The 24,278-nt window shown below is 65.5% G+C and carries 20 protein-coding genes; 10 read left to right on the top strand and 10 right to left on the bottom strand.

Going from position 1 to position 24,278, the window contains the following annotated elements; all coding sequences use genetic code 11:
- Nucleotides 1-143: 143 nt before the first annotated feature.
- Nucleotides 144-596: a rhodanese-like domain-containing protein gene (locus NCCP691_RS03435; RefSeq protein ID WP_220806844.1), complete on the top strand. Its 453-nt coding sequence runs from the start codon at nt 144-146 to the stop codon at nt 594-596.
- A gap of 4 nt (nt 597-600) precedes the next feature.
- Here the strand turns inward: NCCP691_RS03435 and NCCP691_RS03430 are convergent, their stop codons facing one another.
- The 4 genes from NCCP691_RS03430 to orn all read right to left on the bottom strand — a co-directional run bounded on the left by NCCP691_RS03430 (nt 601) and on the right by orn (nt 5,205).
- Nucleotides 601-1,971, bottom strand: a complete 1,371-nt coding sequence (locus tag NCCP691_RS03430; protein WP_220806843.1) for a TAXI family TRAP transporter solute-binding subunit — start codon at nt 1,969-1,971, stop codon at nt 601-603.
- 78 nt (nt 1,972-2,049) lie between these two features.
- The gene (locus NCCP691_RS03425; protein ID WP_220806842.1) at nt 2,050-2,619 is read right to left on the bottom strand and encodes a hypothetical protein; all 570 of its coding nucleotides are present in this window, start codon (nt 2,617-2,619) and stop codon (nt 2,050-2,052) included.
- Nucleotides 2,620-2,856: 237 nt separating this feature from the next.
- Entirely contained in the window at nt 2,857-4,524 is a 1,668-nt protein-coding gene (locus tag NCCP691_RS03420; RefSeq protein ID WP_220806841.1) for a peptide chain release factor 3, read from the bottom strand.
- 93 nt (nt 4,525-4,617) lie between these two features.
- Entirely contained in the window at nt 4,618-5,205 is a 588-nt protein-coding gene (gene orn / locus NCCP691_RS03415; RefSeq protein ID WP_220806840.1) for an oligoribonuclease, read from the bottom strand.
- A gap of 41 nt (nt 5,206-5,246) precedes the next feature.
- Between orn and NCCP691_RS03410 the strand changes: the two genes are divergently transcribed.
- From NCCP691_RS03410 to rsgA, 3 genes are read left to right on the top strand one after another with little or no spacing between them, the layout of a single operon-like run.
- On the top strand, nt 5,247-6,506 hold the full coding sequence (locus NCCP691_RS03410) for a M48 family metallopeptidase (RefSeq protein ID WP_220806839.1): 1,260 nt from the start codon (nt 5,247-5,249) through the stop codon (nt 6,504-6,506).
- A gap of 11 nt (nt 6,507-6,517) precedes the next feature.
- Nucleotides 6,518-6,868: a 4a-hydroxytetrahydrobiopterin dehydratase gene (locus NCCP691_RS03405; protein WP_220806838.1), complete on the top strand. Its 351-nt coding sequence runs from the start codon at nt 6,518-6,520 to the stop codon at nt 6,866-6,868.
- Between the two features lie 2 nt (nt 6,869-6,870).
- Entirely contained in the window at nt 6,871-7,764 is an 894-nt protein-coding gene (gene rsgA / locus NCCP691_RS03400; RefSeq protein WP_220806837.1) for a ribosome small subunit-dependent GTPase A, read from the top strand.
- On the opposite strand, the gene NCCP691_RS03395 is transcribed toward rsgA, so the two are convergent.
- A complete protein-coding gene (locus NCCP691_RS03395) occupies nt 7,758-8,234 on the bottom strand; it encodes a DUF2269 family protein (RefSeq protein ID WP_220806836.1) in 477 nt (158 codons plus the stop codon). The two genes, rsgA and NCCP691_RS03395, sit on opposite strands and share 7 nt — an antisense overlap.
- 148 nt (nt 8,235-8,382) lie before the next feature.
- Between NCCP691_RS03395 and argF the strand changes: the two genes are divergently transcribed.
- Genes argF through ppnP form a run of 3 tightly spaced genes read left to right on the top strand, consistent with a single transcriptional unit; the run spans nt 8,383 to nt 11,036 of the window.
- Nucleotides 8,383-9,297 carry an ornithine carbamoyltransferase gene (argF, locus tag NCCP691_RS03390; RefSeq protein WP_220806835.1) on the top strand — a complete coding sequence of 305 codons (915 nt, stop codon included), beginning with the start codon at nt 8,383-8,385 and terminating at the stop codon, nt 9,295-9,297.
- A gap of 58 nt (nt 9,298-9,355) precedes the next feature.
- A complete protein-coding gene (gene argG, locus NCCP691_RS03385; protein WP_220806834.1) occupies nt 9,356-10,693 on the top strand; it encodes an argininosuccinate synthase in 1,338 nt (445 codons plus the stop codon).
- 22 nt (nt 10,694-10,715) lie between these two features.
- Nucleotides 10,716-11,036, top strand: coding sequence for a pyrimidine/purine nucleoside phosphorylase (gene ppnP, locus NCCP691_RS03380; protein WP_220806833.1), 321 nt, complete (start codon nt 10,716-10,718; stop codon nt 11,034-11,036).
- Nucleotides 11,037-11,118: 82 nt separating this feature from the next.
- Here the strand turns inward: ppnP and murB are convergent, their stop codons facing one another.
- Nucleotides 11,119-12,141 (bottom strand): UDP-N-acetylmuramate dehydrogenase, encoded by a 1,023-nt coding sequence (murB, locus tag NCCP691_RS03375; RefSeq protein WP_220806832.1) that lies wholly within the window; start codon nt 12,139-12,141, stop codon nt 11,119-11,121.
- 114 nt (nt 12,142-12,255) lie between these two features.
- On the opposite strand from murB, the gene NCCP691_RS03370 reads away from it, so the two are divergent.
- The gene (locus tag NCCP691_RS03370; RefSeq protein WP_220806831.1) at nt 12,256-12,741 is read left to right on the top strand and encodes a YajQ family cyclic di-GMP-binding protein; all 486 of its coding nucleotides are present in this window, start codon (nt 12,256-12,258) and stop codon (nt 12,739-12,741) included.
- 8 nt (nt 12,742-12,749) lie between these two features.
- Nucleotides 12,750-13,385, top strand: a complete 636-nt coding sequence (locus NCCP691_RS03365; protein WP_220806830.1) for a retropepsin-like aspartic protease family protein — start codon at nt 12,750-12,752, stop codon at nt 13,383-13,385.
- Between the two features lie 60 nt (nt 13,386-13,445).
- Here NCCP691_RS03365 and aroG read toward each other — a convergent pair whose 3' ends face one another.
- From aroG to NCCP691_RS03345, 4 genes are all read right to left on the bottom strand, one after another.
- Complete coding sequence (gene aroG / locus NCCP691_RS03360) at nt 13,446-14,507, bottom strand: 3-deoxy-7-phosphoheptulonate synthase AroG (RefSeq protein WP_220806829.1); 1,062 nt, start codon at nt 14,505-14,507, stop codon at nt 13,446-13,448.
- A 252-nt stretch (nt 14,508-14,759) separates the two neighbouring features.
- Nucleotides 14,760-16,220, bottom strand: a complete 1,461-nt coding sequence (gene tldD, locus NCCP691_RS03355) for a metalloprotease TldD (RefSeq protein WP_220806828.1) — start codon at nt 16,218-16,220, stop codon at nt 14,760-14,762.
- An 89-nt stretch (nt 16,221-16,309) separates the two neighbouring features.
- The gene (locus NCCP691_RS03350; protein WP_220806827.1) at nt 16,310-17,119 is read right to left on the bottom strand and encodes a carbon-nitrogen hydrolase family protein; all 810 of its coding nucleotides are present in this window, start codon (nt 17,117-17,119) and stop codon (nt 16,310-16,312) included.
- A 13-nt stretch (nt 17,120-17,132) separates the two neighbouring features.
- Nucleotides 17,133-21,326 carry a YhdP family protein gene (locus NCCP691_RS03345; RefSeq protein WP_220806826.1) on the bottom strand — a complete coding sequence of 1,398 codons (4,194 nt, stop codon included), beginning with the start codon at nt 21,324-21,326 and terminating at the stop codon, nt 17,133-17,135.
- A gap of 108 nt (nt 21,327-21,434) precedes the next feature.
- On the opposite strand from NCCP691_RS03345, the gene glnE reads away from it, so the two are divergent.
- Nucleotides 21,435-24,206, top strand: a complete 2,772-nt coding sequence (gene glnE / locus NCCP691_RS03340; protein ID WP_220806825.1) for a bifunctional [glutamate--ammonia ligase]-adenylyl-L-tyrosine phosphorylase/[glutamate--ammonia-ligase] adenylyltransferase — start codon at nt 21,435-21,437, stop codon at nt 24,204-24,206.
- Nucleotides 24,207-24,278: the final 72 nt, after the last annotated feature.

Raw genomic sequence — 24,278 nt, 5'->3', positions numbered from 1 at the left:
GGTGCGCTTTTTCTTCTGCTGCACCGTTTGCGTGCATATCGCTTCGCGGCGCGCGTTTTTGCACCAACCTCGTGCAGCGACCGTCGACCGTCCGCTCCGGCTAGAATGATGACCTATCAATCAACCCGGACAAGGAGCCGCAGATGGACATTCTCGCGACCGCCCGTGAGCGCGGCCAGCAACAGCAACTGCCTTATGCCGGCGCGCTGAGCCCGACCGAGGCCTTCAGCCTGCTGCAGAACAACCCGCGCGTGCGGCTGGTCGATGTGCGCACCAACGCCGAGCGCGACTGGGTCGGCCGCCCCGCGATTCCCGATGCCCAGCACGCGGCGGTGCAATGGAGCCTTTACCCCGGCGGCACGCCCAACCCGGAATTCCTGCAGCAGCTCGCACAGGTGGCGGACAAGGATGACGTCCTGCTGTTTCTCTGCCGTTCGGGCGTGCGTTCGCGCCATGCCGCAAAACTGGCGACCGAAAACGGCTACGCCAACTGCTTCGACATCCTCGAAGGATTCGAGGGCGACAAGGATGCCGAGGGCCATCGCAAGACGGTCGGCGGCTGGTGCCGCGCCGGCTTGCCCTGGCTCGGCGCCTGAGGTCTCACTGCTGCGCCGCCCGCCCGGCCTGGGGCATCAGCGCAAGCAGCCTGCGCCGCACGAAGTTGATGTGACTGCGCAGGCCGTACAGCTCGTCGGCGAATGACAGCGGGATCGAGATGCGGTTGACCCGCTCCTCGATCTCGTTCAGCCGCTGCAATTGCCGGCCGTAGACCTCCGCGCGGTCGGTGGCCTGCGCCTCGTCGACCGCCTGCTCCACCTCGCGCAGCTGGCCGTACCAGCGATAGACCCGCGAACGGACCTTCCATACATAGAGCGGCGGGATGATGCGGGACAGAGGAATGATGAGCGCGCCGAGCGCGACGACGACGACCCACATCCGCTGCAGGAAGTTGGCAAGCCAGAACGGCAGATAGCGTTGCAGGAAGGGCTTGTCTCCCTGATAGAAGCGCACCGCCGCTTCCGCCACCGGAATCTCGCTGTAGCTCGCCGTCGGAAACTCCCCCTGCTTCTGGAACCAGCCCGCGCCGCCGTGCACCGAGGCGGCGGTCTGCACCAGCAGATCGACCAGCGCGGGATGCAGCGACTCGTGCGCGACCAGGGTGGCGGTCGGCGCGATGAGCTGGAAATCCCGCGAGGGAATGTCGCGACCGAGGTCGACTATGCCGCGCGGCAGGGTGACATGGGTCAGGAAAGGAAAACGGCGGGTGTAGGCCTGTGCCTGCGCGAAGTCGAACAGCCTGATGCCGGGTGTCTGCAGCAGCATCTGAATCAGCGGCGCGTCCGGCGAGGAACTGAAGACCAGCCCGTCGATGCGGCCCTCGAGCAGCGCCACGGTGGCCGGGGTGTTCTGCATGTCGCGCAGCCGCAGCGAATCCGGTTCGACGCCGTTGACGGACAGGATGGTCCGGAACAGTCCGGGCAGTCCCGTACCCTCCGGTCCCACATTGATGCGCATGCCCTTGAGCTGCGACAGCCGGGTCACGTCCTTGCGGGTGAACAGCCAGACCGGCTCGGTAAACAAGCTGCCCAACGACACCAGGCCGTTGCGCTGCGCATCTTCCTGGGCGGTCGACCCGCTCTGCACGAAGCCCACGTCGACCCCGGAATCCGGTTGGCGCAAGCGCTCGAGATTCTCGCGCGAGCCGAGCGTCGGCCGCAGTTCCAGTTCGACATCGTACTGGCGCAACGCCTCGGCATACCGTCTTCCGAGGGCCTCGTAGGCGCTGTTCTCCTGGCCGGTCGCCATCACGATCTTTTTCGGCGGCGCGGGATCGACCAGCCAGTAGGCCAGCAGGCCTGTCACGAGCACGGCGAGCGCAGCGGGACCGGCGGCGACGATGAAGTCGCGCAGCGAGAACCGGGTGAAGCGGGTAAAGCGGGTGATGCGGTGCAGGGGAAGGATCTTCGGCATGTGTGCCCCGGATGAAACCAAGGGCGACACGATGCCAAGAAAGCTGCCGGACTGCAAGCGCCGCCGGCAGCAGGGCTGTCAGCGCGTGCCGAGTGCGCGCTGCGCGGCGGGGCTCACCCCGCGCGGCAGGATGATGGCGCGCGGCGCGCGGCCGCGCCGCCCGCCGTCGTCGGCCAGCATGCGCGCAGCGATCGAAAACCAGTCCTCGACCGAGAGCAGGCGCCGCGACAGGGGCAGCAGTTCGTGCTCCTCGCGGTCGAGCCGGAGGGACACGGTGTCGCAGTATCCGCTGACGAGATCCCGCATGGCGTCCGGCGCGGCGCGTGTGTCGGCGCTGCGTAGCTGCTGGCGGATGCGATCGAGCATGCCCGCAGCCCGGGCGGCAAGGGATTCGAGTTCGCTGACGATGGACTGCGCCTCGCGCCCCATCATCCGCATCACCGGTACCAGATAGGTGTCGATCTTGCGGCAACGGAAGAAATTATCGAACTGCATGAGCCGCTGGCAGGCGTTCTCGAGGATGCCGAAGTCGGCCTGCACGACGCCTTTCCAGGCGTTCTGGAAATGCTGGCGCAGCCGGGCCAGCATGCCGCGCGAGCGTTCTTGTTCGGCCGTGATCGCGACGAGGGAATAAGTGGAAGTCAGCATGGGCGTTCACATGTAGAAAGACGGATGCGGGGAGTCCCCGCTCGCCGTTCCCATTGGCGGCGGCTTGGTGGGGCTCAAGGGAAAAATGCAGTCCGCCGAGTATAGGACGGAGCTTCCCCGCGCCCTTGACCCGGCTCAAACTGCCGACAGAACTCCCGCGATCCATCTATCTTTTGCCGCTAAAAAAGCGGCTACTCCCGACATCTTGCCGCAAGCGAATTCCGGACCTCCGGTCGCTCAGCCGACCTTTACCGCATGCTCCCGGGTCGCATGGAAGGTGAGCTGCGGCCAGCGCTCCTGGGTGAGCTTCAGGTTGACGCCGGAGGTGGCGAGATAAGCCATGTTGCCGGCGGCGTCGTAGGCGATGTTGGCGCCGGCGGACGACTTCTCGAAATCGGCCAGCGCCTTCTTGTCGTCGCTCGAGATCCAGCGCGCGCTGCTGATGCTCGCGGTCTCGAACAGCGCGTCGACGCCGTACTCGTTCATCAGCCGGCTGGCGACCACCTCGAACTGCAGCACGCCAACCGCGCCGAGGATCAGGTCGCCGCCGTGCACCGGCTTGAACACCTGCACCGCGCCCTCCTCGCCCAGCTGCTGCAGCCCCTTCTGGAGCTGCTTGATCTTGAGCGGATTGCGGATGCGGACGACACGGAACATGTCGGGCGCGAAGTACGGAATGCCGGTGAACTGGAGCAGCTCGCCCTCGGAGAAGCTGTCGCCGATCTGCATGTTGCCGTGGTTGGGCAGGCCGATGATGTCGCCCGCATAGGCCTCTTCCACCTGCTCGCGGGTGGAGGCCATGAAGGTCACCACGCTCGATACCTTGATCTCGCGATTGAGGCGCAGATGCTTGATCTTCATCCCGCGTTCGAAGCGGCCGGAGCACACCCGCAGGAAGGCGATGCGGTCACGGTGCGCCGGATCCATGTTGGCCTGGATCTTGAAGACGAAACCGGAGAACGGCGCTTCCTGCGGCTGCACCGAACGCACCGTCGCATCGCGCGGACGCGGGGCGGGCGCCCAGTCGAGCAGCGCGTTGAGGATTTCGCGCACGCCGAAATTGTTGATCGCCGAACCGAAGAAGACCGGCGTCTGCGTACCGGCGAGGAAGGCGTCGAGATCGAAGGGGTGCGAGGCGCCGTGCACCAGCTCCACTTCCATCTTCAGCTGGTCCATCTCAAGCGGGAACATCTCCGCCAGGCGAGGATTGTCAATGCCCTTGATGACTTCGAATTCCTGGTCGGCGCGCTCCTCGCCCGCCTTGAACAGCAGGATCTCGTCGCGCAGCAGATGGTAGACGCCGCGGAAGTTCTTGCCCATGCCGATCGGCCAGGTCACCGGTGCGCACTGAATCTTGAGCACCGACTCCACCTCGTCGAGCAGCTCGAGCGGGTCGCGCGTCTCGCGGTCCATCTTGTTCATGAAGGTGAGGATGGGCGTGGCCCGCATGCGGCAGACATTGAGCAGCTTGATGGTCTGCTCTTCCACGCCCTTGGCGGCATCGATCACCATCAGCGCGGAGTCGACCGCGGTCAGCACGCGATAGGTATCTTCGGAAAAGTCCTGGTGGCCGGGCGTGTCGAGCAGGTTGACCACGTGCTCGCGGTACTCGAACTGCATCACCGAGCTGGCCACGGAAATGCCGCGCTGCTTCTCGATCTCCATCCAGTCGGAGGTCGCGTGGCGGCCGCTCTTGCGCGCCTTGACCGTGCCGGCGAGCTGGATCGCGCCGGAGAACAGCAGCAGTTTCTCGGTAAGCGTCGTCTTGCCGGCATCAGGGTGGGAAATGATGCCGAAAGTGCGGCGCCGCGCGACTTCGCGCGCAATCAGGTCGGTCGCGGGCTTGCGGCCCTCGGCGGGAGTATCGGTGGCGTCTTGCGACGGCAGGTCGGTTGCGGAGGCCATGGTGCGCCTAAGGAAAAAGGACGGAATTCTACCGGCTCGTGACGCCGAGGGGGCGCCGCGGGCCGAACGGGGAATATCTTCGCGCCGGAACGGTCAGAGCTTGATGAAGTGCTCGCGGTAGTAGCGCAGTTCTTCGATCGACTCCACGATGTCGGCCAGGGCGGTGTGCTTCTGCGCCTTCTTGAAGCCGCTGGCGATTTCCGGCTTCCAGCGCTTGCACAGCTCCTTGAGCGTGGACACGTCCAGGTTGCGGTAATGGAAAAAGGCTTCGAGTTTGGGCATGCCCCGCGCCATGAAGCGGCGGTCCTGGCAAATGCTGTTGCCGCACATCGGCGACTTGCCGGCCGGGACATACTGCCTGAGGAAGGCAATCAGCTCGGTCTCGGCCTGGGCCTCGGTGACAGTCGACGCCTTGACGCGGTCGATCAGGCCGGAGCGGCCGTGGGTGCCCTTGTTCCAGGCATCCATGCGGTCCAGCACCTCGTCCGGTTGATGAATTGCAAACACCGGACCTTCGGCGATGACGTTCAGCTCGGAATCGGTGACGACCACCGCTACTTCGATGATGCGGTCGTTGTCCGGGTCCAGGCCGGTCATTTCCATGTCGAGCCAGACAAGGTTGAATTCATTCGGGCGGACCGGCTTGGTCGGGGCAATATTGGTTTCAGTCGCTTGTGACATAATTTGTTCCTTCGGAATCCGCCATTTTCTCACAGCACAGCATGTCTTCCATTACGTTTTCGGCGCTCTTTGTCAGCTTCCTCGTTGCCACGCTGGCGCTGCGCTTCTGGCTGGGCTCGCGCCACATCCGCCATGTGCTCGCGCATCGCGGCGCGGTGCCGGCGGAATTTGCCGAAAAGATCCCACTGGGTGCGCACCAGAAAGCCGCCGATTACACGGTGGCGCGCACGCAGTTCGGCCTGTTCTCGCTGCTGTTCAACGCCGCGGTGCTGATCGGCTTCACGCTGCTCGGCGGGCTGCAATGGCTGTCGAACGCCGTCTTCCAGCTCACCGGTGGCGGCATGACCTACCAGATCGGGCTGATCGCGGCGTTCGCGATCATCAGCGGACTGCTGGATCTGCCCTTCGAGTACTACCGGCAGTTCGTGCTGGAGGCGCGCTTCGGCTTCAACAAGATGAGTATCGGCCTGTTCGTCAGCGACCTGATGAAGAACGCCGTCGTCGCCGCCGTGATCGGACTGCCGCTGGTGTGGGTGACGCTGACGCTGATGGACAAGGCCGGGGCGCTCTGGTGGTTCTACGCGTGGCTGGTGTGGACCGGCTTCCAGCTGCTGATGCTGGTGCTCTACCCCACCGTCATCGCGCCGCTGTTCAACAAGTTCACGCCGCTGCAGGATGACGGCCTGCGTTCCCGGATCGAGGGCCTGATGCAGCGCGTCGGCTTTGCCTCCAAGGGCCTGTTCGTGATGGACGGCTCCCGGCGCAGCGCCCATGGCAATGCCTATTTCTCCGGCTTCGGCGCGGCCAAGCGCATCGTCTTTTTCGACACCCTGCTGGCCCGGCTCGGCCCTCGGGAGATCGAAGCGGTGCTCGCCCATGAACTCGGCCACTTCAAGCTCAGGCATGTGCTCAAGCGCATCGTGGTGATGTTCGCGCTGTCGCTCGGCTTCCTGGCGCTGCTCGGCTACCTGAAAGAACAGGTGTGGTTCTACACCGGCCTCGGCGTCAATCCCATGCTGCTCGGCGATAATGACGCGATGGCGCTGATCCTGTTCATGCTGGCGCTGCCGGTATTCACCTTCGTGCTGTCGCCGCTGGCTTCGATCACTTCGCGCAAGCATGAGTTCGAGGCGGATGCCTTCGCCGCGCGCCACACCGATCCGCAGGACCTGGTCTCGGCCCTGGTCAAGCTCTACGAAGACAATGCCTCGACGCTGACGCCGGACCCGCTGCATTCCGCATTCTATGATTCGCACCCGCCGGCCAGCGTGCGCATCCAGCACCTGCTGGCCGGCCGGTAAAGGGAGACAAGATGATTACCAACGAAGAACTGCTCGCAAGGAAGGGCCGGCACCTGGAAACCGGCCTCGACGAGTCCGAGATCAAGGCGTACCTCGCCGCCGTCGACGGCTGGTCGCTGCAAGAGGGCAAGCTGACCAAGACCTTCGGCTTCGCCAACTATTACGAGACCCTGGCCTTCGTCAACGCGATCGCCTGGCCGGTGCACGCCGACGACCATCACCCTGAACTGACCGTCACCTACAACCGCTGCGTGGTGAAGTTCGATACCCATTCGGTCAATGGCGGCCGCGGCGGCATATCGGAAAACGACTTCATCCTCGCCGCCAAGGTCGATGCCGTCTACCGGCAGAAGGCGCAGTGACGGTGCAACGGGAACACGGCACCGTCATAGCGGCGCACGGCAGGCACTACCTCGTCGAGACCGGCGGTGAGAAGCTGCATTGCGTCACCCGCGGCAAGAAGAGCGACGTGGCGGTAGGCGACATCGTCGACTTCAAGCGCACCTCCGCGGACCAGGGCGTGATCGAGAAGATCGGCGAGCGGCGCACCCTGCTCTACCGCTCCGACCAGTACAAGTCCAAGCTGCTTGCGGCGAACCTGACGCAGTTGTTCATCGTGGTCGCGACCGAGCCGTCGTTCTCGGACGACCTCGTATCGCGCGCGCTGGTGGCAGCCGAAGCCGGCGGCATCGCCGCCCATCTCGTGCTCAACAAGACCGATGTCGCGGACCTGCTGCCGAAGGCGCGGGAAAGGCTGGCCCTCTATGCCGGGCTAGGCTATCCGGTGCATGAGGTGTCGGCCAGGACGTCTCCCGAGGCGACCTGCGCCCGGCTCATGCCCCTGCTGCAGGGGCAGTCGACGATCCTGATCGGGCAGTCGGGCATGGGCAAGTCGTCGCTGATCAACCTGCTGGTGCCGGATGCGGACATCGCCACCCGCGAGATCTCGGCCGCGCTCGACTCGGGCAAGCACACCACCACCTTCACCCGCCTGTACCAGGTCGGCGACGACACTGCGATCATCGACTCCCCGGGTTTCCAGGAATTCGGCCTGCATCACCTGACCGAAGGCATGCTGGAGCGCGCGTTCCGGGAGTTCGGGCCGCATCTCGGCCAGTGCCGCTTCTACAACTGCCATCACCTGAACGAACCGGGATGCGGCGTGCTGTCCGCGGTGGAGTCCGGCCGGATCGCAGCGATGCGCCACGACCTGTACCGCCAGCTGGTGCACGAGTCCGCGCAGACGCTCGGCTACTGACCGAACATCGGCTTGCCGACCATCAGGAAGTAGATCGCCACCATCGAACCGAAGGCCGGCCAGCCGAGCAGCTCCCAGCGCCGGGCGTAGCGCCAGTAAACCTCCGGCAGCGCCGTCTCCGACTTCATCGCCTTTTCCGCCATCTTGCGCATCTGCAGCTGCAGCCACAGCACCGGCAGCCAGCAGGCGCCGGCCAGTACGTACAGCACCAGCGACCAGAAGATCCAGGGCGCGGTCCACGACCAGCCCGCCATCGCCATCATCATGAAACCGGTGATCGGCTGGATGAAGCCGGCCGGGGTGGTGAACATCCAGTCGGCCAGCACCACGTAGCGCACCACCACCGCCTGCGCCGGCACGCTGCGGCTGCGATTGGCGCACAGCAGGTAAAAGAAGGAGCCGAAGCCGGTGCCGGCAAGGATCACCGAAGACAGCACATGCAGCGTTTTAAGCAGGAGATAGGTGGACATGGGCGGCCGCGCCTCGCATTATTGTCATTCCGCAAATCCCGGGACCGCCCGCTAACCGAAGCTGTCTTTCCGGGTACAAAAGCCATATAATTGAACAAGTTATAAAAAACCATCGGCGGCAGGCGCCAACTTGCCGCCGTTTTCATTTATGGCAATCAAACACTTCCTGCAGTTCTCCGACTTTTCGCTGGATGAGTTCGACTACGTGATCGAGCGGGCACGCCTCATCAAGCGCAAGTTCAAGAGCTACGAGCAGTACCATCCCCTGGTGGACCGCACGCTGGTCATGGTGTTCGAAAAAAATTCGACGCGCACCCGCCTGTCCTTCGAGGCCGGCATGCATCAGCTCGGCGGCGCGGCCATCTATCTGAATACCCGCGACAGCCAGCTCGGCCGCGGCGAGCCGGTGGAAGACGCGGCCCAGGTCATCTCCCGCATGTGCGACATCATCATGATCCGCACCTTCGGCCAGGAAATCATCGAGCGCTTCGCCGCGCATTCCCGCGTACCCGTCATCAACGGCCTGACCAACGAACACCATCCCTGCCAGGTGCTGGCCGACGTTTTCACCTATGTCGAGCATCGCGGCTCGATCAAGGGCCGCACCGTCGCCTGGATAGGCGATGCCAACAACATGCTGTACTCCTGGCTGCAGGCGGCGCAGGTGTTCGGCTTCCACCTCAACGTCTCGACGCCCGCTGGCTATGAAATCGATCAGGCGCTGGTCGCGTCCGACAACCGCAATTACACCGTCTTCCCCGATCCGTCCGATGCCTGCGCGGGAGCCGACCTGGTCACCACCGACGTCTGGACCAGCATGGGCTACGAGGAAGAAAACGCCGCGCGCCTGAAGGCCTTCGACGGCTGGATCGTGGACGGCAAAAAAATGAAGCGCGCGCAGCCCGACGCGCTGTTCATGCACTGCCTGCCCGCGCATCGCGGCGAGGAAGTCGCCGCCGAAGTCATCGACGGCCCGCAGTCGGTCGTCTGGGACGAAGCCGAGAACCGGCTGCATGTCCAGAAGGCGCTGCTTGAATACCTGCTCCTCGGCAGGGTCGAGTAAGGGCCGCAGGCAAACCGAATCCACCGTCTTACCCATACCAGTACCTGAAGCAGAAATCATGTCGACCATACTCCAGTCCGTACCCGTCAATCAGAAAGTGGGCATCGCCTTTTCCGGCGGCCTCGACACCAGCGCCGCGCTGCACTGGATGCGCCAGAAGGGCGCGATTCCCTACGCGTACACGGCCAACCTGGGCCAGCCGGATGAACCCGACTACAACGCGATCCCGGAAAAGGCCAGACTGTACGGCGCCGAGCAGGCGCGGCTGATCGACTGCCGCGAACAACTGGTCGCCGAAGGCATCGCCGCGCTGCAGAGCGGCGCCTTCCACATCTCGACCGCCGGCGTCACCTACTTCAACACCACCCCGCTGGGCCGCGCCGTCACCGGCACCATGTTGGTGGCCGCGATGCAGGAAGACCAGGTCGACATCTGGGGCGACGGCAGCACCTTCAAGGGCAACGACATCGAGCGCTTCTACCGCTACGGCCTGCTGGTCAACCCCTCGCTGCGCATCTACAAGCCCTGGCTGGACCAGCAGTTCATCCAGGAACTCGGCGGCCGCAAGGAAATGTCCGAGTTCATGATCAAGTCCGGCTTCAACTACAAGATGTCGGTGGAGAAGGCGTATTCGACCGACTCGAACATGCTCGGGGCGACGCACGAGGCGAAGGATCTCGAGCATCTCAGCAGCGGCATGAAGATCGTCGAGCCGATCATGGGCGTGGCATTCTGGCGCGACGACGTCGAGGTCAAGCGGGAGGAAGTCAGCGTGCGCTTCGAGGAAGGCCGCCCGGTCGCCCTCAACGGCGTGAGCTTCCCGAACCTGGTCGAGCTGATGATGGAAGCCAACCGCATCGGCGGCCGCCACGGTCTGGGCATGAGCGACCAGATCGAGAACCGCATCATTGAAGCCAAGAGCCGCGGCATCTATGAAGCCCCGGGCCTGGCGCTGCTGTTCATCGCCTATGAGCGCCTCGTCACCGGCATCCACAACGAAGACACGATCGAGCAGTACCGCGAGAACGGCCGCAAGCTCGGCCGCCTGCTCTACCAGGGCCGCTGGTTCGATCCGCAGGCGATCATGCTGCGCGAAGCCTCGCAGCGCTGGGTGGCGCGTGCCGTCACCGGCGAAGTCACCATCGAACTGCGCCGCGGCAACGACTACTCGATCCTGAACACCGAGTCGCCGAACCTGACCTATCAGCCCGAGCGCCTGACGATGGAAAAGGGCGAAGGCGCGTTCACGCCGCAGGACCGTATCGGCCAGCTGACCATGCGCAACCTCGACATCGCCGATACCCGCGACAAGCTGGGCATCTACAGCAAGTCCGGACTGCTCGGTTCCAACAGTTCCGTCGGCCTGCCGCGCCTGAGCAAGGACGGCGACAAATAACGACCAGGATCGGAACATCAACATGACCACGCAATTCGACAACGTCTCCGTCGTCAAGAAGGCCAACCTCTACTTCGACGGCAAGTGCGTCTCGCACACGGTGCTGTTCGCCGATGGCACGAAAAAAACCATCGGCGTCATCTTCCCCTCCTCGCTGACCTTCAACACCGGGGCGCCGGAAGTCATGGAGCTCAATGCGGGCAAGTGCCGCATCCGCCTCAATGGCGAGCAGGAATGGAAGACCTATGAGGGCGGCCAGAGCTTCAAGGTGCCGGGCAATTCCAGCTTCGATATCGAGACGCTGGAAACGCTGGACTACGTCTGCCACTTCGTGGCCGCTTGATTGACCGTCAGGGGAAAGCGCGTCCGCGCCTTCCCGATCTCCGCGCGGCCGCCGTTGCGACGGCGGTTGCGCGTGTCCCGGCCTAGACGAACACCGGCTCCGGCTCCAGCATGACGCCGAAACGCTGCATCACGTCGGCCTGAACGGCCCGGGCCAGCTCGGCGATGTCGCGGCCGCTCGCGCCGCCCCGATTGACCAGCACCAGGGCCTGTTTTTCGTAGACCCCGGCCGGGCCGATACTCCGCCCCTTCCATCCGCACTGATCGATCAGCCATCCTGCCGCCAGCTTGCAGCTGCCGTCGGGCTGTGCGTAGCTGACCATGCCGGGAAAGCGCGCCAGCAGCGCATCGCAGGTCTCGCGCGACACCACCGGATTCTTGAAGAAGCTGCCGGCGTTGCCGATGGACGCCGGGTCGGGCAGCTTGCGGCTGCGGATCGCGACCACTGCGTCGCTGATGTCCGCCGCGCCGGGCGCGGTCTTGCCCCGCGCCGCGAGTTCCTGGGCGAGCTCGGCGTAGCGCAGGTTCGGCTGCCATTGTTTCGGCAGCGCGAAGGTGACATCGAGAATGACCGCGCGCCGGGCGAGCTCGTGCTTGAAGATGCTGTCGCGGTAGCCGAAGCGGCAGGCGGCGCGGCCGAGCTCGAGGATCTTGCCGCTGTCGAAGTCGAATGCGCGCAGCGCATGAAAGCAGTCTTTCAGCTCAGCGCCGTAGGCACCGATGTTCTGGATCGGGGCGGCGCCGACGCTGCCGGGAATCAGCGACAGGTTTTCCAGGCCGGGCAGGCCGCGGGCGACGGTGTGCAGCACGAAACGATGCCAGTTCTCGCCGGCGGCGGCGCGGACGAACACGCTTGCCTCATCCTCGCCGACGATGTCGATCCCCGACGTCGCCATGTGCAGCACCAGGCCGTCGAAGTCCCGGGTGAACAGCAGATTGCTGCCGCCGCCGAGCACCAGTCGAGGCATCGCAGCGAGCGCGGGGTCGCGCCGCGCTTCGGCGAGCATGTTCTCGTTCGTCACCTGCAGATAGGCAGCGGCGCGCGCGTCGATGCCGAAGGTATTGAGCTGCCGCAGCGGGTAGCCGGTTTGGATGGGTAGCGCCATAGGGCAGGCATTATAGCGGGTAGCCACCGCGATTTTTGTCCGCTAGAATGGCCCGTTGATCCGATGACAAGGCCGCGCTCCGCGGCCGTTCAACTCTAGCAAGCGAGATTTGCCATGCCGTCTTTCGATGTCGTATGCGAAGCCAACCTGGTCGAAGTCAAGAACGCCGTCGACCAGTCGAACAAAGAGATTTCCACCCGCTTTGACTTCAAGGGCACCGACGCGCGCGTCGAGCAGAAGGAGCGCGAGCTGACCGCCTATGCCGACAGCGACTTCCAGCTCAGCCAGGTACGAGACGTCCTCACCGGGAAGATGGTCAAGCGCAATGTCGACGTGCGCTTCCTCGACATCGGCAAGATCGAAAAGATCGGCGGCGACAAGGTCAAGCAGGTGATCAAGATCCGCAACGGCATCGAGACCGAAGACGCCAAGAAGATCGTTCGCATCATCAAGGACAGCAAGATGAAGGTCCAGGCCAGCATCCAGGGCGATGCGGTGCGCGTCACCGGCGGCAAGCGCGACGACCTGCAGTCGGCGATCGCGCTGCTGCGCAAGGAAGTGACCGACCTGCCCCTGGAATTCAACAACTTCCGCGACTGATCCGTCCCATGAAACGCCTGCCCGCGCTTGCGCTGCTGCTTGCCTCTGCATCCGCGGCGCAGGCCGCCGATGTCGGCGTCGTCGGACTGTTCCCGAACAAGGCGGTGCTGGTGATAGACGGCGCCGCCCCGAAAACCTACACCGTGGGCGCGACCATCGCGCCGGGGATGAAGCTCATCGCGGCGGGCGACGGCGGCGCCACGATCGAAGTCAACGGACGCCGGCAGACGATCGCGCTCGGCGAACACGTGAGCCGGCAGTCCGGCGGCAGCGACCGCGCGAGCGTCACGCTGCCGGCCGATTCCCGCGGCCATTTCATGGTGCAGGGCCAGATCAATGGCGGCAGCGTGCGCATGCTGGTGGACACGGGCGCGACTCTGGTGGCGATGCCGGCGTCCGAGGCACGCCGCCTGAACATCGACTACAAGCGCGGGCGCACCGGCTTCGTCAATACCGCCAATGGCGTCGCCCCGGCCTACATGGTCAGGCTCGACCGGGTCAAGGTGGGTGACATCGAAATCCACCAGGTCGACGCGATGGTGCAGGAACAGGGGCTGGACATCATCCTGCTCGGCATGTCGTTTCTCAATCGGACCGAGATGCGGCGCGACGGACAGCAGATGGTGCTGACCAAGCGTTTCTGAGCCGGTCCTTCCCGGCGTACGCGAGAAAACGGGAGCCTCGGCTCCCGTTCTGCTGTGCCCTTACTCTTCGCCCTGCAGGCGGCGCTGCCGGACTGCTTCCGCCAGGCCTTCCAGCACCTTGACGCTGGACTCCCAGTCGATGCAGCCGTCGGTCACCGACTGGCCATAGGTCAGTTCCTTGCCCGGCACCAGGTCCTGGCGTCCGGCGACCAGGTGCGACTCCACCATCACACCGACGATGCGGGTATCCCCGGCCGCGATCTGGCGCCCGATCTCGGCGCATACCGGCACCTGGTTTTCCGGCTTCTTGGAGCTGTTGGCATGCGAGGCATCGATCATCAGGCGCGATGCCAGGCCGTTGGCGGCGATTTCCTTGCAGGCGACATCGACGCTTGCGGCATCGTAGTTGGGGGTCTTGCCGCCGCGCAGGATGATATGGCAATCCTCGTTGCCGCTGGTGGAGACGATGGCGGAGTGGCCGCCCTTGGTCACCGACAGGAAGTGGTGCGGCTGAGACGCGGCCTTGATCGCATCGACCGCGATCTTGACGTTGCCGTCGGTGCCGTTCTTGAAGCCGACGGGACAGGACAGGCCGGAAGCCAGCTCCCGGTGCACCTGGGACTCGGTGGTGCGGGCGCCGATCGCGCCCCAGCTGATGAGGTCGGCGACATACTGCGGGCTGATCACGTCGAGGAATTCGGTGCCGGCCGGCAGGCCGAGCTCGTTGATGTTCAACAGCAGCTCGCGCGCCATGCGCAGGCCGTCATTGATGCGGAAGCTGTTGTCCATGTAGGGATCGTTGATCAGGCCCTTCCAGCCGACCGTGGTGCGGGGCTTTTCGAAGTACACGCGCATCACGATTTCGAGCTCGCCCGCGAGACGCTCGCGCTCCTTCACCAGGCGGTGTGCGTACTCCATTGCCGCCTTCGGGTCGTGGATGGAGCACGGTCCGATCACCACCATCACCCTGTCGTCCTGGCCATGCAGGATGCGATGCAGCGCGGTGCGGGCGCCCGCCGCCGTGGTGGCGGCCTTGTCCGAGCAGGCGAACTCGCGGATCAGGTGCGAAGGAGGAAGCAGTTCTTTCATCTCGCGTATGCGAAGGTCGTCTGTGCGCGGCATCGTCGTATCTCCAGGAAGTTGTCAGCAAAGGGTAAAAAAAAACCGCCATCTCTGGCGGTTTTTTCAGGATTTTCGGTCAGGCTCTTTTATTCGTGCGCTTGCCGCTTTTCCACCGCCATCGGGCTGGACCAGCTAAAGTGGAAATAAAAGTAAAAGCGGGCGAAGTGCATTTTTTGCGTCTGCGGTTCCGGTTGCAGGGAATAGTGCAGTAAATCAAAGGATTTGGCAAGCGTTCCGCGGCACGGCTGCGAATCAGGCGGTGCCGCCGACGGTCAGGCCGTCGATCCGCAGCGTCGGCTGGCCCACGCCGACGGGCACGCTCTGCCCTTCCTTGCCGCATACGCCGATACCGCTGTCGAGGCGCATGTCGTTGCCGATCATGGACACCCGGTTCAGCACGTCCGGCCCGTTGCCGATCAGGGTTGCCCCCTTGACCGGATAGCTGATCTTGCCGTCCTCGATCATGTAGGCCTCGCTCGCGGAAAACACGAACTTGCCATTGGTGATGTCGACCTGTCCGCCGCCGAAGTTGACCGCATACAGTCCGTTCTTCACCGATGCGATGATCTCTTCGGGATCCTTGTCTCCGCCGAGCATGTAGGTATTGGTCATGCGCGGCATCGGCAGGTGCGCATAGGATTCGCGCCGCGCGTTGCCGGTGACGGGCATGTTCATCAGGCGCGCATTCATCGTGTCCTGGATGTAGCCCTTCAGGATGCCGTCCTCGATCAGTGTCGTGCACTGGGTCGGGTTGCCTTCGTCGTCGATATTGAGCGAACCGCGGCGGTCGGCGAGCGTGCCGTCGTCGACGACCGTCACCCCGGGCGCGGCGACGCGTTCGCCGATGCGGCCGGAAAAGGCGCTCGAGCCCTTGCGGTTGAAGTCGCCTTCCAGGCCGTGTCCGATCGCCTCATGCAGCAGCACGCCGGGCCAGCCGGGCCCGAGCACCACCGTGGTGGGGCCGGCGGGCGCCGGACGGGAATCGAGATTGGTCACCGCGGTGCGTACCGCTTCGCTCGCATACTTGTCCAGCAATTCATCGGTGAAATAGCGGAAGTCGTAACGCCCGCCGCCGCCGCTGGAACCCGACTCGCGGCGCCCGTTCTGCTCGGCGATCACGGTCACCGAGACGCGCACCAGGGGCCGCACGTCGGCGGCGAGGACGCCGTCGCTGCGCACCACCAGCACCACGTCGTATTCGCCGGCGAGGCCCGCCATCACCTGCACGACACGGGGATCCTTGGCGCGCGCGATGCGCTCCAGCCGCTCCAGCAGCTGCACCTTTTCGGCGGCGTCGAGCGAGGTCAGCGGATCGTGCGGCAGATAGAGCGAGCGTCCGCCGGAAGGACGCACCGCGCTTGCGACCTTGAGCTTGCCGGCACCCTGACGAGCGATGGTGCGGGTAGCCGCGGCCGCATCGAGCAATGCCCGCTCGGAAATTTCGTCGGAGTAGGAAAACGCCGTCTTGTCGCCCGATACCGCGCGCACGCCGACGCCCTGGTCGATGGAGAAACTGCCGGTCTTGACGATGCCTTCCTCCAGCCCCCATCCCTCGCTCTTGCTGAACTGGAAGTACAGGTCGGCATAGTCGACCTTGTGGGTGAAAATGGACGATAGTGCGCCGAGCAGTTTCGACTCGTCGAGTCCGAACGGTACAAGCAGGGTGTCGCGCGCGATGGCCAGGGTCTGGAGATTCGGTTCGAAGACTTTCATGTCGCCTCGTTCTTGGGCGGCGCCGCAGGGCGCCTGGTGATGTCAAGCGTCAGATTGTAGAGCATTGACGCACCGCCGTCCGGCCATGCTCAGAGCCGACGGTGACGCAGCGCGGGCAGGCTCTCGCGCACGCGGCGCAGATGCTCCGGATCGAACTCGCCGCAGGCCAGTCCTTCGCCCTCTGCCACCACATCGAGCACTTCCCCCCACGGGTCGATCAGCATGCTGTGGCCCCAGGTGCGGCGGCCGTTCGGATGGTGTCCGCCCTGCGCCGCCGCCAGCACGTAGCACTGGTTTTCTATCGCGCGCGCGCGCAACAGCACTTCCCAGTGCGCGCGGCCGGTGGTGTAGGTGAACGCGGCCGGCACGACGATCAGCCGGCAGTCGCCGAGCGCGCGGTAAAGCTCGGGGAAGCGCAAGTCGTAGCAGACCGAGAGTCCGACGCGGCCGAAAGGCGCATCGAAATGCCCGACTTCCCTGCCGTGGACGATGGTGCGGGCCTCGTCGTAGGATTCTTCGCCGCGGGTGAAACTGAAGAGGTGGATCTTGTCGTAACGTACCGCGAGCCGCCCCTGCGGGTCGTAGACGAGGGTGGTATTGAGGACCTTGCCGCTTTCCTCCGCGGCCATCGGCAGCGTGCCGCCGATCAGCCAGATGCCGTGCTCGCGCGCGAGGGCCGCCATGAAGGCCTGTATCGGGCCGCTGCCCGGCTGTTCGGCATGGCCGAGCTTGTCGGTTTCCTTCATGCCCATCACCGGCCAGTATTCCGGCAGCAGGACGAGGCGCGCGCCGCGTCCCGCGGCCTGCGCGACCAGCCGTCCGGCGGCGGCGAAATTTTCCTCCACCACCGGCGTGGATACCATCTGCACCGCCGCGATCGTCAGCCTGTCGTCCTGCATGTCTGCCTCCTGTTCAGCCGCGCGGCTCGGCACTCGGCTGGCCGTCGGCGGGCGCCGGCACCTGGTTCCTGCGCGCCAGCTTGTTCACCACCGGATCCTTCCACGGCCCGGTGACCTGGTATTCAAAAGTGAAGGCACGCATCAGCGGCTCCCGCAGGAACAGCTGAGCAAGGAAGGTGCCCACGCCGATCACCGGGTTCACGGCGAGGCCGTAGACCACCGATGCGGCGCCCACGTTGAAGTCCGGAATGACCACGACATGCAGATTCTGCGTCTCCTGCGCGATGTCCGCACTGCCGTCGATCAGAACAGTGGCGGCGACGCCCCGCATCTTGAAATTGTCGGTCTTGGCGACGCCCTGGGAGATGGTCGCCGTGGCGGCGACGCCGTCGAAGGCAAATCCCTCCGAAAACACGTCGCGGAAGTCGAGCACCAGCCGCCTCGGCAGCGACTGCAGGCTGAGCACGCCGAGCAACTTGGCGGCATTGGCGTCGGCCTTGAGGAACTGGCCGGCGGCAAGATCGAGCTGCAGGTTGCCCCCGAGGGTGGGAATGTCGAGCGAGAACGGCATGCCCTTCCAGCTCACCTCCCCGGTCATCTTGCCCTTGCCGCCGCGCAGCAGGTTGGCGAAACCGAAACGGTCGAGCAGGCGGCCCGCATCGGCGATGTCGAGGGTGTAGTTCAGGCTGGAGATGTTTTCCCCTTCCTTGCGATACCAGCGGCCGGATGCCTTGAATTCGCCGTCGGGATTGGAGATGGCGAGGCGGTTGATGCGCCACTCCCTGCCGGACGGGCCGCGCGCGTTGCGGGCGGCGAGTTCCAGTTGTCCGAACTTCTTGCCGAAGAGCTCGAAATTCTCGGCCACGATATCGATCGCCGGCATCTGCGTGGCGCTGTCCTGGCTGTCCAGGAGTTCGGTGACCTCGCCGGCAGCGGACTTCGGAATGATCAGCGATGCCAGCCGGGCGGTGACCCTTCCAAGTCCGCCGCTGTATCCGGATTCGACCCAGGTGATGTAGCCCGACGCCTGCTCCGAATCGATGTTGGCCTGCCAGACGTCGCTCTGGTGCGAGGCGCCGACCACGACGTTGTCGAGCTTGCGGTCCATGATGATCAGCTCGTTGGCCCGCGCGGCGAGCACCTCGGGCTCGATGTACTGGCCGATGCCGTAGCTGTCCGTCTGGCGCGTGCTGCCGTCGGCGGGCTGCGGCGTGCCGGCCATCGACGCGACCACCCTGCGCCAGGCGTCGATATCGAGACGCGCCATGCTGACGTTGGCGATCACGCCGCTGTCGGGCTGCGGCGCGGGCACGTTGACGCCGATGCCGCCCCGCACGACCTTCCAGTCCGCCTCCCGCGCCAGATCCCTGCGGCGCTCGTAGCGTGCCGAAATCGCGGAGCCGAGCGCGATGCGGATCTCGTCGCGCAGCGCCGCCGGATCGGAGGATGGCAGGCCGGTCATGTCGAAGCGCAGCGGCATGCTTTCGCCGGCCGCCTTGCGCAGCGGCGCGGGGAAGTCGAGGGCGATGCCCGCCATGCTCGATTCGACGGTGATCTCGGGCTGCTTGTTACGCACCCGTATCGTCGTCACATAACGCGTGCCGCCGCTGATGCGCTGCAGCGAACGCTCGGTTTTCGGCGTCGAAAGCGCCTTCCGGATGCCGTCCGCGGTGAGGCTTCCCTCCGCCTTCACCACGATGCTGCCGTCGCGCTGGGTGCCGCCGGAAACCGCGGTCGGTCCGCCGAGGAAGCTTGCGCGTACCCCCTGCAGGCCGAAACCCTTCTCGTTGAATTCCAGCCGGCCGCCGACGCCCGCGAGCGGCGGCAGCAGGCTGCGCAAGGTCACGGTATTGTTGGCGAAATGCAGGACGCCGTTCACCTTCGCGTCCTCGAGCCGGTGCAGCGGCAGCTTCAGCGACAGTGCCAGCCGGGCATCACCGCTGGCCCGCGTCTCGTCGGTGAAATTGCCGATCCAGCCGGCGACCGGGCTGTCGAGCGTGAAGCGCAACAGATTCTGCAGCGGGCCGGCGGCATCGCCGTCGACTTCCAGCATCAGGTTCTGCGCATGCAGTTCGGGTATCACCGCCTTGACCCTGGACAGCGTGGCACCGGCGCTGCGCGCGCTGTCGGCATGGATCTCCATGCGCGCGCGGTCGAACACGATGCTGCCGTCGATGCGATCGATGAGCGGCCATCTAGGCGAGGTCCCGTCCGCCGCGAACTGGCCCGGCGCATAGTTGAGCACGCCATCTTCGATCCTGGCGCTGACGCTGAACTCGCCCCGCGCCCGCTCGCTCGGATTCCTCGCCAGGAACGGGAAGTGTGCGAGGTCTCCCTTGAGCCGCAGCTTGAGATCCCTGGCGCTGCCGCCGGCGAGCGCGCCGCTCAGCCACTGCCGCAGGTGCTCGGGCGTCTGCACCGGCAGATAACGCCCGACCTCGCGCAGGGCGACGTGCTCGATGCGCCCGGTGACATCGACCGTGCCCGGGCTCTGCCCCGGCTGCCGCGACAGCGGCAACTGGTACTTGCCGACGAGGGTGCCGGTCAGGCCGTCCTGGATGAACTCCAGCCGCTGGAGGTCGAGCAGCAGCTGGTTCTTGTCCTGAAAGGCCCAGTTCGCCTGCAGTTGCAGGCGCTCGAATGGCATCTCGCCCCGCTCGAACCAGGCCGGCATCTGCAGGCTGGTGTTGACGGAGGCGAGGCTCAGCGATCCGCCGCGCTCGGTGGCGTCGACGCGGCCGGTGAGATTCTCGAACCCGGGGATGGCCGGCACCGCGGCCTGCGCCGGCCCCGCCGCGGACTTCGGCACTGCCGGGATTGCGGCGCGCGGTTGCATGCTCAAGCCCTCGAACTGCCCCTTGACGCTGTAGCCGATCAGCTGCGGATAGCTGCCCTGCCACTGCGCGGAGAATTCCCTGAGCACGCCGCGCGGCGCGAAGTCGGCGAGCATGCGGCGCTGCTCGGCCGGCAGCGGCAGCCGCCCGGCGAAGCTGGCCAGGGTTTGCAGGTCGAGCAGCTTCGCCTGCAGCTCGGTGCGCGCCGGCTTGCCGTTGCGCGCGGCGACAAAACGTTCGGAGATCGTGGTCTGCGGCAGGAACAGTCCATCCTCGGTCCGCAGGCTGAAATTGGTCAGCGCGATCGCATGCCCGTTCTGGCCGAAGGTCGGCCTGCCGTCCTGCACCGCGCGGTTGAGTTCTTCCTGGACCGAGATGCGGCCGCTGACGGCGGAAAGGGACAGCGGTTCCAGGTCGGGCGCAAGGCGCGTCCTGACATCGGCGAGGGTCACGTCGGCGGTGAAATTCGCAACCCGCGCATGGTCGAAATCCAGCCAGGCGCGCACCGAGCCGCTGCCCTGCTGCATGTCGACGGGGTAATCGACATAGCTGCGCCATACGGTGAGATCGGTGTCGCGCACATCGGCGTACAACTGGCCGGTCCAGCGGGTCGGGTCGGAAATGCTGGCGGCGAACGCGGGATGCTGAAAATCCGCACGCACGTCGATCGGCGCGGCAAAGCCCGCGGGCGGCGTCGCCCTCAGGGCGAAACGGTGATGGCGCCAGGCGTTTCTCAGCACGAAGTCCACATTGTCGAGGGCCAGTTCCGGCGCGCCGCGCAGCTCATCGTTCCAGCGCACGCGGCCCTGGCGGATCACGATCTCGTCCTGCGAGAGCACCCAGTCGGCGCCGCGGCCGTCGCCTTTCTTTCCGTTGTCGAGCAGGATGCCCGCGACGTGCAGGCCGCCGGCGCTGTCGCGCCGCACGTCGAGGTCGGGCCGGAGAATCTCCAGCTGATGCAGGCGCAGCTCGCCTGCCACCAGCGACCACCATGACAGGGTCGCCGAAACCTGCGGCAGGCTCAGCGCCGCATTGCCTGCCTTGTCATGGACCACCAGCCGGTCAAACGCCAGGCGCGGCCGCAGCCCCGACCAGGAGGCGTCGATTTCTCCCAGCGTGACCGGATTGCCGAGCGCTTCACTGGCGAGGCGCTCGATGGCGGGCTTGTAGGCATCGATATTGGGCAGCACGACATAGCGCAGCCCGAGCACGATCAGGGCGAACAGGAAATAGAGGACCAGGACCAGCTTGAGCGCGAAGCCGAGCAGGCGGAAGCTGAGAGTATTGGCGAATCGATAACAGTATTGTGTCGCGCGCCAGCCGGCGGTCAGGCGCGCCCGGACTCGGCGCAGGATGTTCTGGTCGATGGACATCAATCAACAAGCGGGGGCGGCGTGGTGGGGCCGCGATTCAAATTTGCAAACGGGGGGTTCGCGCGGGTATGCTCCTCCGTCACAGGTCGGGCGGCGGGCGTCCGCCCAATGCAGGCTTTCCCCTATCAGACTCCCCTCGACATCGTGACCAGATCCCTTTTGACCAGCAGCGTTGCTTCCCGGTTCTATGCCCGCTGGCTGCACGCCGACCCGGCGCGCGAACGCATGGTAAACGGGCTTGCCGGATTATCCATTACACCCGACATTTTTGCTCGACTTTTACAAAACGAAACTGCGGCCGGGATGCCGCTGCCGCGGGCCATGCGCCGCCTGCGGAACCTGGTCGTGTGTACGCTGATCGAGCGCGACCTCGGCGGCCAGGCCGATCTGCACGAAGTGCTGACGGCCATCAGCGGCTTTGCCGATTTCGCGGTCGCCACGCTGCTCGATGCGCTGCACGCGGAGATGTGCGCCGCCCACGGCACGCCCGTCGGCCGGGACTCGGGCGAGCCGCAGCAGATGATCGTGCTCGGCATGGGCAAGCTCGGGGGATACGAGCTCAACGTGTCCTCGGACATCGACCTGATCTTCGTCTATCCGGAGGATGGCGAGACCAGGCTTGACGACGCATCCCAGCGCCAGTTGTCGAACCATGAATTCTTCATCAGGCTGGGCAAGAAGCTGATCGGCGCCCTGTCCGAGATCGCCGAGGACGGCTATGTGTTCCGGGTCGACATGGCGCTGCGGCCGAATGGCAATTCCGGCCCGCTGGCGGCGAGCTTCGGCATGGTGGAGGAGTACCTGCTGGTGCAGGGCCGCGAATGGGAACGCTACGCCTGGGTCAAGGCGCGGGCGATGACGGGACGCGAGCAGGACATCGCCGCGCTCGAGCAGATATTCAAGCCCTTCGTGTACCGCCGCTATCTCGACTATGGCGCGATCGAGGCGATGCGCAACATGCACGGCCAGATCCGCGCCGAGGTGAAGCGCCAGGAAGCGCGGCATCCGGGCCGCGCGAACAATGTGAAGCTGGGCCGCGGGGGGATACGCGAAATCGAATTCCTAGCGCAGGTCTTCCAGCTCATCCGCGGCGGCCGCGACCCCGATCTGCGCGATCGCTCGACGCGAGTGACGCTCGACACCCTGGCGGACAAGAACCTGCTCACCCGGGCCGAGGTGGACGAGCTGCAGCAGGCCTATGTCTTCCTGCGCAATCTCGAGCACCGGCTGCAGTATCTCGACGACGCCCAGACCCACAGCATTCCATCCAACCCGGACGACCAGCTCACGGTGGCCAAGATGATGGGCTACGCGGATGCGGAGTCGCTGCTGGCCGAACTCGACCGGCAGCGCGCGAAGGTGGCCGCGCAGTTCGACGCCATGTTCGCCGACAAGGCCGGCGAGCAGCCGGACGCACAGGCCGACGCCGTGGCGCAGGTGCAGGCGGTGCTGGCCGACCCCGAGAACGCGGAGGCGATTGAAGCGCATCTCGCCGGCCTCGGCTTCACCGACCCCGCGGGAGCGGCGCGAAGGGTGCTCGGCCTGTCGCAGTCGCCGCGCCTGCAGTCGCTGCCGGAAATCAGCCGCGCCCGCCTCGCCGCCCTCGTCGCCTCGGCGCTGCCCATCGTCGCCGAGAACGATGGCGATCGCAATGCGACGCTGGGACGCCTGCTCGACTTCCTCGAGGCGATCGCGCGGCGCGCTTCATATCTCGCGCTGCTGACCGAATTTCCGCAGACGCTGGACCGCCTGGTGCGCATGATGGGCGCCAGCGACTGGACCGCGAAGTATCTGACGCGGCATCCCATCCTGCTCGACGAGCTGCTGGATCTGCGTCATCTAGACATGGCGCCCGACTGGCCCGCGTTCGCGCAGGAGGTGCAGCGCCGGCTCGACGATGCCGAGGGCGATACCGAACAGCAGATGAACATCCTGCGCGACCTGCACCACGCCCAGCTGTTCCGCCTGCTGGCGCAGGACCTGGAGGGCAAGCTGACGGTGGAGAAACTGGCCGACCACCTGTCGGCCCTCGCCGATATCCTGGTCGACGCGACCGTCAGGGCGGCCTGGAAGACCATCGCGACCCGGCACCGCGAGGTGCCCCGCTTCGCGGTGATCGCCTATGGCAAGCTGGGCGGCAAGGAGCTCGGCTATGCGTCGGACCTCGACGTCATCTTCCTGTACGACGACGACGACCAGGAAGCGCCCGCGCTCTATGCGAAGCTGGCCCAGCGCTTCATCACCTGGATGACCAGCCATACCCCAGCCGGCATCCTGTTCGACATCGACATCGCATTGCGGCCCGACGGCGCCAGCGGCCTGCTGGTGTCGCGCGTATCGGCCTTCGAGAAATACCAGCTGAACTCGGCCTGGGTGTGGGAGCATCAGGCGCTGACCCGGGCGCGCTTCTGCGCGGGCGACGCGGAGATCGGCACGCGCTTCGAGGCGATACGCGAGGCGGTGCTGCGCCAGCAGCGCGACCCCGTCAAGCTGCGCGAGGAGGTACTCGCCATGCGGCGCAGGATGCACGAAGCCCATCCGAACCGGTCCGGACTCTTCGACCTCAAGCACGACGCCGGCGGCATGATCGACATCGAGTTCATCGTGCAATTCCTCGTGCTGCGCGAGTCGGCACGCCATCCGCAGCTCACCGCCGACATCGGCAACATCGCGCTGCTGCGCCTGTTCGGGCAACTCGGCCTGGTGGACGGCGCACTCGGCGAGCAGGTGGCGAACGCCTATCGCCGCTTCCGCCGGCTCCAGCATCAGATCCGGCTGCAGGGAAGCGACCGCGCCCGCGTGGAGGCGGCAAGCGTCGCCGAGGATGGCGAGCGCGTGCGGCGCCTGTGGGCCGAGGTATTCGGATTGGCGGAAGACTGACCCGTGCCGGCGCCTGCCCCAATACAACAGGGGTGGGCGACATTTGCCGGAAATCATCCTAGAATTGCAAAT

The organism is Noviherbaspirillum aridicola, assembly GCF_019656455.1.
Lineage (GTDB): Bacteria > Pseudomonadota > Gammaproteobacteria > Burkholderiales > Burkholderiaceae_D > Noviherbaspirillum > Noviherbaspirillum aridicola.
Note: the sequence above shows the minus strand (reverse complement) of the source record. Positions and strands in the feature narration are given on the sequence as shown.